Raw genomic sequence first — 15387 nt, 5'->3', positions numbered from 1 at the left:
GCACTTTCCGTAATATTCCACTTGGTGACCCCTACGGGATTCGAACCCGTGTTACCGCCGTGAAAGGGCGGTGTCTTAGACCACTTGACCAAGGGGCCGCATAAAATGGTGAGCCATGCTGGACTCGAACCAGCGACACCCTGATTAAAAGTCAGGTGCTCTACCAACTGAGCTAATGGCTCAAAAAAGCGTCTCACAGGTTTATATATTACTATAAGATATGGTTTATGTCAACAGTTTTTATATACGATTGTGTTTATTCTGTGATAATGTCACCTTGAAATATTTCTGAGAAAATGTCACTTCTGTTAAAATGAAAGGATGATATTATCAATGACACAGGATGAACGAAACAAACTGTATATGGCCCGTTGTCTAATCGACGGGAAAATGACCATCAGAGAAGCGGCGGAGATTTTAAGCCTAAGCGAACGCCACGGGCATGGCAGAAGGCGCTTAGTTATTGCATAACAAACAGTCTATACAGCGCTGTCGAATTTAGAGATGCCGCCCGTTATTTCCAAGGTACGATAGAGCAGGAAATTGAACGTCTTGAACAGGAACCAAAGGTAGTTATATTGCCACAGGTTACGACTCAAAAGCGGTCGTTATCCGAATATGCTGTACTGGCCAAAGGGGGTGAAACAGAATGAACCTTCTTTACACAGTACAGGAACAGCTTAATAGCCTGGCCATGGTATATGCTGCAAAGCAACTCGAAGATATACTTGAAAAAGCCCAAAAAGAAGAATGGACGCCGCTGAAGACGATTAAGGAATTGCTCGAAGCCGAATAAAATGGGCGACAGGACCGAGGCAGACTAAGACGGCTGAAAGCGGCAAATCTGCCGTATATGAAAACACTGGAAGACTTTGATTTCGGACTTCAAAACATTGTTTCGAAAAGATAGATGAAACAGCTCACTGATATGGCATGGCTGGAAGGCGCCTACAACATTATGTTCCTGGGCCCTCCCGGTGTTGGTAAAACCCATCTTGCTGTATCCCTGGGATTGGCAGCGATAGATGCCGGATACCGGGTATATTTTACAACCATGGATGACTTGGTACAGGCTTTAAAAACCGAAATGATATCGGGTAAAAGCCGGAAAAAACTTAAGATACTGTATGCAGCTAATCTTGTCATACTTGATGAAGTTGGTTTTCAGCCCATAACCAGACAGGAAGCCAATATGCTTTTTGGCCTGATAAACAAGCTATACCAGCAAACCTCCATCATCATTACATCCAACAAAGGCTTTGAGGAATGGGGAGAATTCCTGGGAGACCCGGTCATCACATCAGCCATGCTGGACCGGTTAATGCATAAATGCGAGCTGTTTAATATGACCGGTGATAGCTACAGGTTAAAACACCGATAAACAATACTGAACACGTAAAACAATTTCCAATTTTAAAGGCGAAAATGCTGTATTTTTATTGACCGTTAACAATTACTATTCTACTAATAACTGTTTGACAAAAGATGACGCAAATAAAGCCAAAAACTTAGAAACCACACTACAGAAACTTACAGAGGATGATTTTAATAGAGTATACCGCCATGGATGGGAAGTCACAAATTTTACTTTACAGTCTCGTTGCCCTGAGTTGTTCGGGCATAGATAATTTGAATTTATAAATGATTAAAAATGAAAGAAAAGGTCATGAGGTTAAGCCTACGATATTATCTGCCGCAAAGGCTCTTTCTGAAATATGAAGGTTTACATTCTGCTTAATTTTAACTTTTGACAATGTCTTAGCTGAAAAATTCACCCCTCAGTTTATCACAATGCATAATAAGATAAATTATTTCAGGCGGTGTTTCCATGGAAAAAGTTGAGCCCATCCGGGACCCCAAAAAGATCGAACACCTGAAAAAATATCTTTTAGGCGCCGGCAACATGAGGAATTATGCTTTGGTTGTCCTGGGACTTAATTCCGCCCTTCGGATCAGCGATATTTTATCACTTACCTGGCAGGACGTTTATGATTTTGAAGAAAAACGATTTAAGACCCATGTTTATATTAAAGAAAAGAAAACGAAAAAAGATAAAAAATTCCTACTGAATGGCAAGGCCTTAGAAGCCCTTGAGAGGCTTTTAAAAGATAAGGGCAGTATACAACCCTATGAATATATTTTTAAAAGCCGCGAAGGGGAAAATAAACCCATCACCAGAGTAATGGCCCTGAAAATAGTCAAAGAGGCAGCTGCAGCTGTAGGGGTCAAAGATAGGATAGGGTGTCATTCACTCAGGAAAAGCTTCGGTTACCATTCATGGAAGAAAGGCGTTCCTTTGCCCCTTCTCTGCGAACTATTCAACCATTCAAACCAGGTTATAACTAAACGTTATTTGGGAATAAACCAGGATGACATAGACCAAGTTTACCGGACAGTTGAGCTATGATTATAAAACGTAATGCGACCCAAAAGCGGTCTCGGCATATAAAATTTGGCAATTGCTATAATGTTTAAAACTTGTTAAAAATGAAAAAACTAAAGAAAACCAAAAAATAACTTCACGTTTTCGTGAAGTTATGCTATAGTGGTATTGAAGAGGTACTACCACCATAGTGGTATAAAGTTTATTTTTGTGGCTAATCGTGAGTTCCGCCGGTCTATTCCCTTATATCTTTTTGTGCGGGGAATTGCCTCAACTGAGGTTGAACGGGCTAAGGCGCAGGGATAACCTGAGACGCAAGGAACCCACGTGAGAATGCCACTTTTAATTCTTTCTGACTTCTTTTTCGCCGAAAATAAAACGGTGAATTTTTTTATAATTAAATGGATCTTGACCATGAAGATTCCTTCTGAAGGTGCCTGCTACGATATCAGTAGCCTGCAGAGGGAAGAAATTTTGAGAACTTTTAAATTCAATTGTAAGGTTAGGCTGGCCTAGTTCATTTATAAGGTATGCTTTTATTTGTTCCTGCTGGGTACGTTTCTCGCGCTTAAAATCGTCCAGGAAAATATCAAAATTAACCTGGTCTACATCTTGAACTCCGCAGAGAATTAACAGTTCCTTTGCCATGAATTTGTAGCGTTCAACTTCATTTGAAAATTTAACCTGGTTCATGTTAAACCATACAGCATAAATTTCGACTTTTCGTCTTTCATAAAAGAGGGAGTGTAACACCCATTTTTTAACTATAGGGTATTTACTATGTACCACATGCTCATGAATTTCCTGGAGCATGATTTTCTTCTTTCCCTTACAATTATGGTTATATTCCCGGATTTTTTTCCTTACTCCCTTGATAGCAGAAGATAAAACTTCAATATTTTCCGCTTTAAGCGCGGCCAACACGAAAAATCGGTTTCCGCCCGGGCCGTCAGTACTATCATAGCTTTCATCTATAAAAATGCAACGCATATTATCTCCTTTTTGTAAGTATGGATTGAAAATACTCATTACAATTATAAACTATATAAAAGGGAAGTGCTTATTTTTTAGTAATATGCAAACGAACATAGGCTACGCATCCCCAGCCAGGTCAACCCCCGGAGCAAAAAATTCCCACCCGGTTGAAATACAACCAGGTAGGAATTTTTTTGCGTAGCCGTAAGGCAGCCGGTATCGGCTGGAAGTTGATTGAGATTTACCACAATTACACATTTACATACATTATACAAACATATTGATTTTTTGCCGCAATTGAGCATATTGAGTAATTTTTTAACACCGGCAAGCCGTCACTGTGCCGGTGTTTTTGCATGCTCAACTGCGGAAACACGGCTTTATGTTAGGTGATGTCTCCCGGCATATTTCGGATTTTCTTTAACACATATCACAATTTTTACTATAAACTTTGTAATCCTGTTTGCTGGTCGTGGGCAGTAAAATAATCGGTTTTATTGCCCGTAGGAATATCGGGGTCTTCTACCCTATTTGGGTTATTTTCCAAATTAAAAAAGCGAACGAGTACAGTTGCTACCTCAGCTCTTGTTGCCAAATTTCCTGGTCTAAAGGTTCCATCAGGATACCCGTTTATTAGCTTAGCTTTACTTACAATAAAAACATGCCCCTTCTTTATGATGAAATTTTGATCCTTAAAGTCTAGATTCCCTGTGAAATCTCTTGCTTCATTTTCCTTATCCATTGCTCTCGCAAGCATTACAGCTATCTCTTCTCTGGTAATCTTTTTTTTTGGTTCAAATTTCCCTACATAATCTTCCTTCAAAATGAAGCCTGCCTTTAAAGCTGCTCCAATATAACCGTTACTCCATCTGGTGGGAGATACATCGTCAAATAAAGATGTTTTTTCGATATCAATTTTTTTTAGTTTAATCAAAGCAGTTACAAATTCCTCTCTAGTTATTGTGGAATTCGGTTTAAAGCCCCCATTTTTATACCCTGCCAAAACTTTTAAGTTACAAAGAGTTTTAATGTCTTTTGCTGCCCAATGCCCTTTAATATCAAATAAGATTTTATCTGCTTCAGCATCTGTCCAAGGTCTATCCCAAAGCGGAGGAAGGCCTCTGTTATATTCATTTGTAGAATAAGCGGTACTGGGATAGAATCTAGTAAAATATTGAAACACTCTTGTATAAGCCAGTGGTTTAAAATCTATCACCTCTCCGGTTGTATAACTGACTTTTTCTAAATACCAACGGGTATCCAAGTCATCACCCACCCGTTCCCAACTAACATAGTTCCAAACCCAGTAACCGTCTGTTTCATCTTTTTTAACCTCAACTACCTTATACGGTTTTTGACTTAAAATCTGATTATCCACAACTTTTGTCGGGTACATTTGCTTTGTCGATGCAAACGTTGGAAAAACAATTAATAAAAGACAAATCATCGTAACAACAGATAAAATCTTATTTCTCACTCAAAATCCCTCCATCAGTAAACTTATGGTTTTTTAATATTGACCCCAGAGTACGGAGATTTCACCGTCACGGTAGGACTGCCAGTTACCCGACAACCCCCGCACAGATCCCGGCGTGCGGAACTACCGCACCGGGCTCTTCAGCAATACTCACTTCCGTAATCAGACAAATTCAAATAATCCCATAGTAGTTGTAATAGCCTCGAAGTTTCGGGTTTAATTGCCCGAATAGCTTTAATAGCCGGTTGTTCCGGTTCTCCCGGCACCATTCTTTGAATGCCTGCAGGGATTTCCGAAGTTTCTTCCCGGAGGTTCTCCTCTTAATTATGTCTTTCCCCTGTCGTGACGTTCTCCATCGGTATTCGAAGCCCAAGAACTCAAAGCTTTGGTTTTCTTCCTTGCGAAATCGGGTGAACCGGATTATCCGGGTCTTTTCTTCTGCTAACTCCAGCCCGAATTTCTTTAGTCTTTCCCCCAGTAGCTTGTAGAAGTTCTCGGCATCTTTCTTATACCTAAAAGCGCAGAAAAAATCATCGGCAAAACGGCAGAGGTATGCCTCTCCTTCACAATTTGGCTTTATTCTCTTCTCAAACCATAAGTCCAGTACATAGTATAGGTAGATATTGGCCAGTATCGGACTGATAATACCTCCCTGAGGTGTTCCTGCCAGCGGGTATTCTACCTGGCCTTCCTCCAGTACTCCGGCCTTTAGCCACTTTTGAACTAACCGGATGAACGCCCGGTCATTTACCCTTTCTTCCAGCATTCTTATCAGCCAATTGTGGTCCAAGTTATTGAAAAAACCCCTAATGGCCGTGTTTTGCCTGGTTCTTTGGGGATGTTTACTCTTCTGACCAGTTTTGCCCGGTATCTTTTTGTCTTTAGTGCTGCTACTATGTCCTGTATATTGGTGTCTAGGTTTTCCGCAAATTCTTTTGCTGTCACCTTGTCGACACCAGCAGCAGCACGTTTGTTGATTCTTCTCCAAGCTTCGTGCAAGGCTTGATGGTTTAGTAGCCTATACAGGTTTCTGAACCGGTATTTCTTGAATTGCTTTGCCTTCTGCGCTATTCCCTGCAGTGAGTTTTGCATTAATTGCTCCGGTCCTGCATGTCCGGTTAATGTTTCCTTTGCAGGGTACATATTGCCGTCAACCCCTTTCCCATGTAGCCGGCTTTCCCGACTTCAGAGTAGTATGGGTTGATCCGACTTCCTGTAAGTCTTCAGCCTTCCTCTTTTTCGATTGTCAGGCCTACCAACCGAGTTGGTTGGAACCGACAATTCGGCGCAACACTCGATACAGGTGGCTGGTTAGGCCTTACCCGACAGGGACTTTCACCCTGCTAGAAGAACCAAGCTTTGCTTGGCGCACTAACGCATTGAAGCTAAATGAACTTGTCTCGCCCGCACGGCTGGTGCGGCTTTTGCTCCTGCATCTCTCACTTACCGCAAAAACTGTGACAGTAGGAGGACGGAAAAGTTGGGCCGGAGCAACAGCGGAGCCGTTTTGGCTGTTGTTAGATCAAGCACGGCGGCTTGCATTGAATCATAGATAAGTTTTTTTGTTTATAAGATGCCTTTAGCCTGTAGAACACCATAAATTGTAGTTCCAAAGTCATATAATTTTACCAAAGTATCAACGTCACTTGTTACTTGGCCAATCTTCTCCATAATCTTTCTATACTTCGATTGATCTACTGCTTTATTTTTTTCTTTAGCAATACTTAACATTTCAACAACTACATCAAAAATTTGAGTATTGCCTTTCCGTTACACCCCTTGGTAAAATGTTAGCAGATGTAATTTGTTGAGGGGATATCGGCTGTAAGTATTGCTTTTCGAGGATGAATACTTCAGCCGGTATCCTTTTTGTTATGCCATGGATATTGGCATTACCGGTTCTATCAAGCCATTCCAGGCATTCTGTGTTAAATGAAGCTAAATCAACAAAAATCCTGTGGGCTGCAAAGTTGTTCTTTACATATTTAACTACTGCTTCAACCTTGCCTTTGCTCTCTGGATCAGCTGCGCGGCATAAATGAACTTTGAATTTCGTGGCCTGGCGGTATCGTTCAAATTCATGGGTGTAAATAACATCACCGTAATTTTCACTAACAGCCACTATTTTATCTTGATCAAAGACCAATTCCTTTGGAACACCACCGAAGTACTCAAAAGCATGATTGAGCATTTCCACAAGCTTAGCCGTAGTTAAAGGCTTGTCCCACCACTCAGCGTATTTGTACCTGGAGTGTGATAAGACCATACCCATACAGTAAAGCTTGGTTGCTGACCCATCGGCTCGGTATACCACTTTTTCACCGAAATCAACTTGTGCCTGGTAACCTATAGGCGGGTCAGCCACAGCTTGATAATGTCTAGCCGGTGCACTTTTAGGAATATTGTGTTTTGCTCTTAACTTATGTACAAAATCTCTGACAGTTCGATCTTTACCATGGTATGAGTCTGGATATCGCTCTTTAATGAATTAAGCATATCAGACAACGAGGTTATTTTGGTCAAAAACATCCGTTTTTGTTTGCCGAAATTCATCCATTTTATTTTACCACTTACACTAATTAAACTATAGCCCACAATGTCAAGGGGAGCCGCGCCTTCTTTGGGTGTTTTAAATTTTCTTGCCTTGGAGGGGGGTGACATTTTTTCAGAATAAAACTACCCCTTTTTAGGTGACATTTTCATAGAATATTGACACACTTTTTATATACGAGCTTTTTTCTTTGTACAATTTTTTCGCTTTTTAAGGACATGATAAGGCTAACTTTGGAATTTCCCCTTTATCCAGACAGCGCTCTACTTCTACCAAATATTTTTCCATCATTAATTTTATTACTTCTTTAAAAAGGCCTTCTTTGTTGCCGTAATAATAATTTAGCTGGCTTAAAACAACCCCGGCTCTTTCTGCGATGTGTCTTAGGGAGACATTGGCATAGCCTTTAGCGGAAATGCACTCATAGACCGCATCAAGTATCTTTTGAGACTGGCTCACTCTTTCAGCCGCATCACCCATAGACATTGTAATACCCCTTTCCTGATAATTCGGACATCCGACTTACTAAATAAAAGTTCAACAATTCCTGTCTGCTTTGTCAAATTGACTTTTTTGGTTTTTTGGGTATAATTTTCTTTAGATAGAATTTTGTGTTGACCCAAAGGGAGAGATAGATCTTGAAAATCGATTTCTTAATAAACCTGTTATTGTTATTTTCGTTGTTTTCTTTTGCCGGATGGGTTCTGGAAACAGTTTATGCCAGTATTAAAGCAAAAAGATTTATTAACAGGGGATTCTTACGCGGGCCCTTTTGCCCGGTATATGGTTTTGGATCTCTCGCTGTCATTTATTCTTCCGCCGCGGTGGACAGTCTTTTTGAAATGCCTCTGCACTCCCAAATTGTCAAAATCATTGCGGCAATAATGATTACCACAATACTGGAATACTGTACAGGTTTCGTACTCGAAAAACTCTTCAACTGCAAATGGTGGGACTACAGCGACGAATTTTTAAACATTCAAGGGAAAGTCTGTCTGAAATTTTCTCTTTTATGGGGTTTTCTGGCCTATATCCTGATTGAAATCATATACCCGCCGGTTTCCGGGTTGAGCGCTTCCCTGCCGCAACCGGTAAGATTTACCGCAGTTTTCATTGTAACAGTTTACTTAATAATAGACACCGTAATAACAACAGGCGATATTTTGGATCTGAAACGAATTATCCAGGCTTATCACAAAAACCCGCTGGAGAAACCTATTGCCGCATTCGCCAGGTATAAAAGAATCTTTATGGCCTTCCCGCAGCTTTATTTTATAAATATCGGTAAACTAAATCACGAAATCAGAGGTTATATATATGACAAAACAGCAAAAATCAAAACCCAAATTAAGAAATTGCACGCCTGATAAACACGAATATGAACAGTGCGTAAGCGAGTTATTGGCCGACAATACTGTGCAAATGATGAAACGATTCAGGCATCATCATTCGGTAACATGTTTTGACCACTGTTTAAATGTATCGGTATACAGCTTTTTAATTTGCAGGGCCCTGGGCCTGGACTATAAATCGGCTGCCAGGGGCGGACTGCTGCACGACCTTTTCTTATATGATTGGAGAACTACGGAATTGAGCGACGGAAAGCACGCTTTCCGCCACCCAGAGATAGCCTTGACCAACGCAGGGAAAATATGTAAATTAAACGAAATCGAGCGCGATATCATAAAAAAACATATGTGGCCGTTAACTTTAAGGTTTCCGCTGTACAAAGAATCGTTTGTGGTCTGTTTTGTGGATAAATACTGCGCGGCGGCGGAAATTATCCACTCATCCGCAACAGTTCTGTCCATAAAGATATCAAAGCTGGTATTTAACCTGAAAAACTTGTCACTTTTTTAAAATTTACAGTTTAAACAAGAAATCGGTGAGAATTTCCGATTCTTCCGGGCTGAGTTCATCCAGACACTTGACGAACCTGCCGATTAATTCCGTTATCTGCAAGCTCATCTCCCTACCGGCGGTTTGTATGGCGGCGCCTGTTACCGTACCGACAAACAGTGTCAGTTGTAATTGCGGTTTTACCGAAGCGGAAGTTAGCCGCTTGATTAATTCCTTTTTCCTTTTTCCCAGTCCGCTAAGGTATACGCCAAGCAGCCCAAGGATATAGGCGCAAAATTCTACCCTTGTATGCACACCGGAAACCGCATTTACGATTTTTTCAACAGACTGGCTTAAATTTAGATTGCTAAGCCCTTCTAAGAAAGGCAGCACCTTTTCCCTAACCTTGTCCCACTCTTCCCGGCCTGAGATTTCTTTCCGGGATCGGCTAAACAGCCGCTCTGCCTCGGGCGTAGGAGAGAATACTATCAGCGATCGCCCTGTTTCATTAGGGTTCACTGTATAACCGCGCTGCAGGTAGCCTTTCTTTTCCAACTCCCTGAGCACATCGTAAGCCGTCCATTTGCTTACGCCAAGCGCTTCCGCAATAGCGCCGTAATGCACGGGCAGTTTCGTCTTCTCATATAGTTTCATAATCAACCCGAGAAACTGTTTTCTTCGTTCTGTAAGGCTCATTGAAAACATCCTCTGCAAATTTAATATGAATAATCATAAAACTGTGTGTAAAACATTCTTCTTTGCTGTTCCCGCGTTGGGTGTATCTCAAAACGCTAGGTAATCTGCATTATGTTACCTCTTTTTGCCTTGGGAGCCTATGTATTTCTTTATATTATACCGCAAGTTATAACCTATGGAAAGAAAAACCAGCCATTCATCCCTCTGCTTTTAGAAATGGGGGAATTCTGGCCGGACTATGTTAAAAATGTGCACAAAAAAAAACGGCTGTCATAAACCGTTGTTATCATTAACTTTGGTGGAGGTGAGGGGAGTGGAACCCCTATCCGAAAGAGAACCCACACAAGTTTCTCCGAGCTGACATACAAATTTCATCTCATTCTGTTCCATTATGGTAACTGGCGTAACAAGGTCCCTCCTGTGAGACCATACAGGGGCCTAAAGGATTAACCGGTGTACAAACAGTTCCGAAATGCGGGCACTGATGAGGCATAACACCTCGCAAAACAGCGCCACAAAAACTGTCGTCCGGTTGGCCCCTTTTCTTTTCATTAAGCCGGAGGTTAAATTTCTTTTCAGCGTCAAATTTACTCCACCACCTGTTCAGGACCAACCGTGACTTCGCCAACTTGGGAAAACCGCGCAAATAATCGTCCTGCACAGTAAATACCTGTTCAATTTTTTTCTGGGCTTCCAGGTTGCCCCCAGAGTTTACCACCCGTGTATATTGATTAAATACTTCCGGCTTTTCTTCATTTATCCGGATTAAAATATTTAATACAGAATGCAGAATATCTATAGGTTGAAAACCACTGATTGCAAAGGGAATTTTAAATTGTTTGTTAAGCTCTGCAAAAGGCTTGAGTCCCGTAATCATGGCCACGTGGCCTGGGGCAATAACGCCATCCACCTCGCAATTTTGCAGAACGCACTGAATTATGGGGCTCGTCATCCTGTGGGACGAAATTATTGAAAAGTTAGAAATCCCGCCAGCTTCCAGAATTGCCGCCGCTGTTGCCGGGGCCGTAGTTTCAAAACCCACGGCAAAATGAACTACCTCCCTGGAACACTCCCGCGCGATTTGTATGGCTTCGTTTATATCATAAACTATGCGGACGTCAGCTCCCGCGGCCCTGATTTCTTCGAGGGAACCGAGGCCGGTTGGCACCCTCATCATGTCACCGTGAACAGTTAAAATAATATTATCTGATTTTGCCAGTTTTATGCCCATCTCTATTTCTTCATTGGGAACAACACATACGGGACACCCCGGTCCCGATACCAGCTCAATATTTTCCGGCAGCAGTTGCCGTAGCCCATATCTGATTACAGTACTCTCATGGGAACCGCAAAAGTTCATCAGCCTCACATGACGATGGTGCATTTTTGTATTTTCCCGTTTAATAGCGTCTAGGATTTGCCCGGCCAAAGCATCTGTGGCAACCAAATCATGATAATAATTATTTGTATCCTTAATAATTTCAGACACAAAGCCCGCGTGAACTACGACAGAATCTCCCAATTTAACTCGCGGAACCAGTGAAATCGAAACTTCCCTGAGGACTCCTCTGAAACTGCAAACTGCCCTTTTCCCCCGGATCTCAACAACTTGTCCCACAGTTGCAACACACATGATTACACCTTCTTCCTGGCTGAAATGATGTGAAACCGGTATCTATAAGTGAACAGGTTTGTTAAGCAAATTCACTAACCTGTCTTTTATGGCCCTGATTTCCTGTACAACCTGCCCACCCAGGTCGTAGGGAGCTATCCCCTGCATATCTGCTTTAATTATCTGTTCATTTAATGAAACCTTGCCTAATATGGGAAGTCCCGGCAGGCTGTCCTTAATAAACTGCATATCACTTTCACTGCGTACTTTACTGCCGACTACATAAAGATTTTTAACACCCAAATCTTTTGCCAGGGCGCAAATTTGCCTGGCGGTTTGGATGCTCCGTTGTCCGGGTTCTACCACCACAATCATGGCATCAACAGCATCGGCAGTGCCACGGCCTAAATGTTCAATACCTGCTTCCATATCCATAATTACTACTTCGTCTTTTTGAACAAGAAGGTGGTGCATCAAGCGCTTAATAAGGGTATGTTCCGGGCATACGCAGCCACTGCCCCCCTGATCTACGGTGCCCATCACCAACAGTTTGACCCCTTTATAGTTGATACAGTATTTTTCAGGCAAATCATCTACCTTGGGGTTTAAAATAAAAAATGTGCCATATCCACCACTGGCCCCTGTACGTTCTTCGGCCAGCTTTTTCATTTTGGAAAAAGGGATAACAGACCGGTATTGTTCTTCCGGTATCCCAATAGCAGAAGCCAGGTTAGCGTCAGGATCACAATCAATAGCCAGTACCCGGTATCCATCGGCAGCAAAAATCCTGGCCAGAGTGCCGGAAACCGTTGTTTTCCCAACTCCACCCTTACCTGTAACTGCAATTTTCATAATTTCAGCTCCTTTTGGGGTTTGCATTGAGAGATTAGGGCTGAAACCAGCCCTAATCTCTTTTTAAGATATATTTTCAAACATAATCAAAGATTATATCCCCAAAGCCTTGCGCCTTTCCCGAATTACTTCGTAAAGCTTGCCTGCTGCCCGGAGAGGGTCAGTCTCGACTATGAAGTAGCCACCTACCAGGTCTTTCAACTTATCAGTTAACACCTCAGTCACCAAAGAAGACCCGGTAACCTGAGGTATTATCCCCAGATGAGTCGGTATACCCAAAGTCACCGCCCAGGTACCTATAGCAACGGCCTTTTCGGACATAGCCTCCGGTGCGGACGCCACCACAGGTAGCTTGTCTAAATCGACTCCTAACTTATTGGCCAGAGCTGTAGCTACGGTAACAGCCCTGGTATTATCAACACATGAGCCCATATGCAGAACCAATGGCAGGGGGCCATTTAACCCGGCGGCCTCCCCGACAGCGGTAAGGACCGCCTTAAGGGAATCCCCGGCGTAAGCCTCAGTGGCTTCCTGAGTCATGAGCCCAAGTTTTGCAAAGGCGCCGGCTCCACACCCGGTAGCTAACAATAACACGTTATGCCTGGCCAGTTCTCTGGCAATAGTAACAAAGTTATGATCCTGGGCAACTCTGGTGGTGCTGCAGCCGGCAAATAATGCCACCCCTTGAATATTGCCGTTGACAATATTATCTAACAAAGGTTTTAACGGGTCTTCCTTATTTAGCTTGCTCAATGCAGCAAAAACTGCCTCAGCGCTGAAACCTACAATTGCTGTTTCTTTGTACTGGGGAATATTAATTTTATTTTTATCTCTTCTTTTATAAGCCTCTATAGCCAGTTCAACAACCCGCCGGGCATCTTCCAGCGCAGTTTTTTCTGTAAACTCCACATGAACTGCCCCCGGTATCTTATTGGTGGCCATAGTAGTTATCAACTGGGTATGGTAGCACTCCTGCAAAACGCCTAATGACGGCATGATACACTGAACGTCAACAACCATGGCATCTACTGCCCCGGTGAGGACAGCCATTTCCTGGGAAAGGTAATTTGTGGCCAGCGGGATGCCGCGCCTGGCCATTACCTCGTTGCCCGTACAACAGACGCCGACAATGTTAATCCCTTCCTTTGCGCCGGCCTGCCTTGCCTCTTCATCCATTGACCCGGCCACATCACAAATAATTTCGCTCAATAACGGGTTATGCCCATGCACGGCAATATTCACCGCATCTTCTTTCAGAACACCGAGATTAGCCGTGGTTATGACCGGTTCAGGAGTACCGAAAATAACGTCAGATAATTCGGTAGACAAATACATTCCGGTATAGTCGGCCAGCGCCCCTTTCAAACCGCCAAGCAACAGGTTAACCGGATCAGCATCACATCCTACGTGAGTGCGATTCATAATGCCTGCTACAACAGCATCAATATTATGCGGCATGACGTCAAGGGCAGTCAGCTTTTCAGCACGCTCAGCGGTCATGGTTTGCCTGGCCCAACTGCAAGGAATACTGGAATTCTGCCGGGAAAAATCCTCCAGCGTAGCCAGGGCTACCTCTTTGGCCACCTGCCTGACATTTTTGCCTTCGGTGGACAGGCCCAGCCTGGCGGCGACGCTCATTAATTTTTTTTCATCTTTTATGCAGTACGCCGGGGCATGGCCCTCAGCTACTTCTAACAAAGTAAGAGCAATATGCCGTCCATGGTCGGAATGAGCGGCCGCTCCTGCCGCGATGCCCCTGATCAGATTTCTCGCCACAATGGTGTGAGCATCTGCCCCGCAAATGCCGCGCTGAGGCCCGTTACCAAAGGGGTCAATACGGCACGGCCCTTTCCAACAGATACGGCAGCAAATTCCCAGCTCACCAAATCCGCATTGTGGCTGCATGCTTTTGAACCTGTCCCAAACCGTGTCCAATCCTGCCTCCTTGACTTTCGGCAGCAGCTCTTCAATTGCCTGGTCAACAAATTTATAATCCTTATTCACGCTTCTCCCCCCAATTTTATGCCCGCTTCTGCTTAGTTACTGAATGAGCCTTGGCCAATTCTTTGGCCCTGGCTTCAAGAATCTTTGTCCGGTAACCCTCAGGATCAACCAGCATTACAGCCTGCGTGGGACAGGCTTCCACACAGGCGCAGGTTAGTTGGCCATCTTTCCGGACGCTGCTGAAGCATAGGTCACATTTTAAGGCCTTGCCCCTTTTAGTCTTCCGGTTTGGTTCAGCATTAGGAACCGGAGTCACAACAATGGCTCCAAAAGGGCAAACCATAGAGCACACTTTGCAACCAACACAATTTTGTTCGTTGATTTTGACTAATCCATCCTCCTGCCTGATAGCTCCCGTTGGACAGGCCTGGGCGCATGGCGCGTCTTCACACTGCCGGCACTGAATCGGCATAAACATGTCGCCTGCCTTGACCACTGAGTTGCGCGGCTGTAACTGCCGTTTTCCCGCTACAGCCGTTTGCAGGTCACAACCCGCGTGAGCCAGCGCACAGGCCAGTTCACAATTTTTGCATCCCAGGCATTTCTGCGGGTCTGCATAAATAAACGAGTTCTCCTTAATTTTGGCCACTGGGATTCACCTCCTCTTCAAACTTTTCTGCTTCAATGCTTTCAATGTACAGTTCCCTGCCTGAAATAACCTGTACATTTATGCCCCCGCAGCGGGAACAGCGAAAACTATAATTGAGCACAGGAAACTCCTCCTTGCACTCCTGACACCTTGCCTTGAGCGGAACCCGCTCGATGACCAGGTCTGCTCCCTGGACCGCGGTATTTTCAGCATAAACTTCGAAACAGGCTATCAAAGTGGTATTCTCTACAGCAGTCATTTCCCCAACCCTGAGTTTTACTTTCAATACTTTTTTTATCCGGTGCTCCTTTATTTGGGCATTGAGGACACTGAAAATACTCTCTACTATTGCCGCCTCATGCATGGGCATCCCTTCCTCCCGTATAGTGAAAACCTTCGGAGCTAATGC

General features: G+C 43.4%; 18 protein-coding genes and 2 tRNA genes. 6 read left to right on the top strand and 14 right to left on the bottom strand.

What is annotated here, in order from left to right:
- Positions 1 to 22: 22 nt before the first annotated feature.
- Both ACSNJE_RS00795 and ACSNJE_RS00790 read right to left on the bottom strand, forming a co-directional pair.
- Positions 23 to 98: transfer RNA gene (locus ACSNJE_RS00795), tRNA-Glu, on the bottom strand.
- A gap of 8 nt (positions 99 to 106) precedes the next feature.
- Positions 107 to 182 (bottom strand) — tRNA-Lys (locus ACSNJE_RS00790).
- A gap of 151 nt (positions 183 to 333) precedes the next feature.
- On the opposite strand from ACSNJE_RS00790, the gene ACSNJE_RS00785 reads away from it, so the two are divergent.
- The 4 genes from ACSNJE_RS00785 to ACSNJE_RS00770 all read left to right on the top strand — a co-directional run bounded on the left by ACSNJE_RS00785 (position 334) and on the right by ACSNJE_RS00770 (position 2407).
- Entirely contained in the window at positions 334 to 471 is a 138-nt protein-coding gene (locus tag ACSNJE_RS00785; RefSeq protein ID WP_495251741.1) for a hypothetical protein, read from the top strand.
- Positions 472 to 649: 178 nt separating this feature from the next.
- Positions 650 to 796, top strand: coding sequence for a hypothetical protein (locus ACSNJE_RS00780; protein ID WP_495251740.1), 147 nt, complete (start codon positions 650 to 652; stop codon positions 794 to 796).
- A 114-nt stretch (positions 797 to 910) separates the two neighbouring features.
- Positions 911 to 1381, top strand: coding sequence for an IS21-like element helper ATPase IstB (gene istB, locus ACSNJE_RS00775; RefSeq protein WP_495251739.1), 471 nt, complete (start codon positions 911 to 913; stop codon positions 1379 to 1381).
- A 447-nt stretch (positions 1382 to 1828) separates the two neighbouring features.
- The gene (locus tag ACSNJE_RS00770; protein ID WP_495251738.1) at positions 1829 to 2407 is read left to right on the top strand and encodes a tyrosine-type recombinase/integrase; all 579 of its coding nucleotides are present in this window, start codon (positions 1829 to 1831) and stop codon (positions 2405 to 2407) included.
- A gap of 318 nt (positions 2408 to 2725) precedes the next feature.
- Here the strand turns inward: ACSNJE_RS00770 and ACSNJE_RS00765 are convergent, their stop codons facing one another.
- The 6 genes from ACSNJE_RS00765 to ACSNJE_RS00740 all read right to left on the bottom strand — a co-directional run bounded on the left by ACSNJE_RS00765 (position 2726) and on the right by ACSNJE_RS00740 (position 7872).
- Positions 2726 to 3412, bottom strand: coding sequence for a DUF3800 domain-containing protein (locus ACSNJE_RS00765; RefSeq protein WP_495251737.1), 687 nt, complete (start codon positions 3410 to 3412; stop codon positions 2726 to 2728).
- Positions 3413 to 3800: 388 nt separating this feature from the next.
- Positions 3801 to 4835: an S-layer homology domain-containing protein gene (locus ACSNJE_RS00760; protein ID WP_495251736.1), complete on the bottom strand. Its 1035-nt coding sequence runs from the start codon at positions 4833 to 4835 to the stop codon at positions 3801 to 3803.
- A 172-nt stretch (positions 4836 to 5007) separates the two neighbouring features.
- A complete protein-coding gene (locus tag ACSNJE_RS00755) occupies positions 5008 to 5625 on the bottom strand; it encodes a reverse transcriptase domain-containing protein (protein ID WP_495251735.1) in 618 nt (205 codons plus the stop codon).
- On the bottom strand, positions 5607 to 5978 hold the full coding sequence (locus tag ACSNJE_RS00750) for an RNA-directed DNA polymerase (RefSeq protein WP_495251734.1): 372 nt from the start codon (positions 5976 to 5978) through the stop codon (positions 5607 to 5609). Before ACSNJE_RS00750 ends, ACSNJE_RS00755 begins: the two co-directional genes overlap by 19 nt.
- Positions 5979 to 6579: 601 nt before the next feature.
- Positions 6580 to 7320, bottom strand: coding sequence for an IS21 family transposase (gene istA, locus ACSNJE_RS00745; RefSeq protein ID WP_495251846.1), 741 nt, complete (start codon positions 7318 to 7320; stop codon positions 6580 to 6582).
- A gap of 276 nt (positions 7321 to 7596) precedes the next feature.
- Positions 7597 to 7872: a TetR/AcrR family transcriptional regulator gene (locus ACSNJE_RS00740; RefSeq protein WP_495251733.1), complete on the bottom strand. Its 276-nt coding sequence runs from the start codon at positions 7870 to 7872 to the stop codon at positions 7597 to 7599.
- A gap of 152 nt (positions 7873 to 8024) precedes the next feature.
- Between ACSNJE_RS00740 and ACSNJE_RS00735 the strand changes: the two genes are divergently transcribed.
- The gene (locus ACSNJE_RS00735; protein ID WP_495251732.1) at positions 8025 to 8753 is read left to right on the top strand and encodes a putative ABC transporter permease; all 729 of its coding nucleotides are present in this window, start codon (positions 8025 to 8027) and stop codon (positions 8751 to 8753) included.
- Entirely contained in the window at positions 8704 to 9246 is a 543-nt protein-coding gene (locus tag ACSNJE_RS00730; RefSeq protein ID WP_495251731.1) for an HD domain-containing protein, read from the top strand. Before ACSNJE_RS00735 ends, ACSNJE_RS00730 begins: the two co-directional genes overlap by 50 nt.
- 3 nt (positions 9247 to 9249) lie before the next feature.
- Here the strand turns inward: ACSNJE_RS00730 and ACSNJE_RS00725 are convergent, their stop codons facing one another.
- The 6 genes from ACSNJE_RS00725 to hypA all read right to left on the bottom strand — a co-directional run bounded on the left by ACSNJE_RS00725 (position 9250) and on the right by hypA (position 15348).
- Positions 9250 to 9921: a LexA family protein gene (locus ACSNJE_RS00725; RefSeq protein ID WP_495251730.1), complete on the bottom strand. Its 672-nt coding sequence runs from the start codon at positions 9919 to 9921 to the stop codon at positions 9250 to 9252.
- 376 nt (positions 9922 to 10297) lie between these two features.
- Positions 10298 to 11554, bottom strand: a complete 1257-nt coding sequence (gene hypD, locus ACSNJE_RS00720) for a hydrogenase formation protein HypD (RefSeq protein WP_495251729.1) — start codon at positions 11552 to 11554, stop codon at positions 10298 to 10300.
- 42 nt (positions 11555 to 11596) lie between these two features.
- On the bottom strand, positions 11597 to 12385 hold the full coding sequence (locus tag ACSNJE_RS00715; protein WP_013121775.1) for an ATP-binding protein: 789 nt from the start codon (positions 12383 to 12385) through the stop codon (positions 11597 to 11599).
- Positions 12386 to 12478: 93 nt separating this feature from the next.
- Positions 12479 to 14389, bottom strand: coding sequence for an anaerobic carbon-monoxide dehydrogenase catalytic subunit (gene cooS, locus ACSNJE_RS00710; RefSeq protein WP_495251728.1), 1911 nt, complete (start codon positions 14387 to 14389; stop codon positions 12479 to 12481).
- A 16-nt stretch (positions 14390 to 14405) separates the two neighbouring features.
- Positions 14406 to 14978 (bottom strand): 4Fe-4S dicluster domain-containing protein, encoded by a 573-nt coding sequence (locus tag ACSNJE_RS00705; RefSeq protein ID WP_474660421.1) that lies wholly within the window; start codon positions 14976 to 14978, stop codon positions 14406 to 14408.
- A complete protein-coding gene (gene hypA / locus ACSNJE_RS00700; RefSeq protein ID WP_495251727.1) occupies positions 14965 to 15348 on the bottom strand; it encodes a hydrogenase maturation nickel metallochaperone HypA in 384 nt (127 codons plus the stop codon). Before hypA ends, ACSNJE_RS00705 begins: the two co-directional genes overlap by 14 nt.
- Positions 15349 to 15387: the final 39 nt, after the last annotated feature.

The organism is Thermincola sp. GK-1 (genome assembly GCF_059412445.1).
This window is presented reverse-complemented; position numbering and strand designations above follow the sequence as displayed.

Bases quoted from the DNA above. Each gene is read 5' to 3' on its own strand.
- istB (WP_495251739.1), top strand. From the start codon at position 911: ATGAAACAGCTCACTGATATGGCATGGCTGGAAGGCGCCTACAACATT.
- ACSNJE_RS00765 (WP_495251737.1), bottom strand. From the start codon at position 3,412: ATGAGTATTTTCAATCCATACTTACAAAAAGGAGATAATATGCGTTGC.
- ACSNJE_RS00750 (WP_495251734.1), bottom strand. From the start codon at position 5,978: ATGTACCCTGCAAAGGAAACATTAACCGGACATGCAGGACCGGAGCAA.
- ACSNJE_RS00725 (WP_495251730.1), bottom strand. From the start codon at position 9,921: ATGAGCCTTACAGAACGAAGAAAACAGTTTCTCGGGTTGATTATGAAA.
- hypD (WP_495251729.1), bottom strand. From the start codon at position 11,554: ATGTGTGTTGCAACTGTGGGACAAGTTGTTGAGATCCGGGGGAAAAGG.
- ACSNJE_RS00785 (WP_495251741.1), top strand. From the start codon at position 334: ATGACACAGGATGAACGAAACAAACTGTATATGGCCCGTTGTCTAATC.
- hypA (WP_495251727.1), bottom strand. From the start codon at position 15,348: ATGCCCATGCATGAGGCGGCAATAGTAGAGAGTATTTTCAGTGTCCTC.
- ACSNJE_RS00770 (WP_495251738.1), top strand. From the start codon at position 1,829: ATGGAAAAAGTTGAGCCCATCCGGGACCCCAAAAAGATCGAACACCTG.
- ACSNJE_RS00780 (WP_495251740.1), top strand. From the start codon at position 650: ATGAACCTTCTTTACACAGTACAGGAACAGCTTAATAGCCTGGCCATG.
- ACSNJE_RS00740 (WP_495251733.1), bottom strand. From the start codon at position 7,872: ATGTCTATGGGTGATGCGGCTGAAAGAGTGAGCCAGTCTCAAAAGATA.
- ACSNJE_RS00715 (WP_013121775.1), bottom strand. From the start codon at position 12,385: ATGAAAATTGCAGTTACAGGTAAGGGTGGAGTTGGGAAAACAACGGTT.
- ACSNJE_RS00730 (WP_495251731.1), top strand. From the start codon at position 8,704: ATGACAAAACAGCAAAAATCAAAACCCAAATTAAGAAATTGCACGCCT.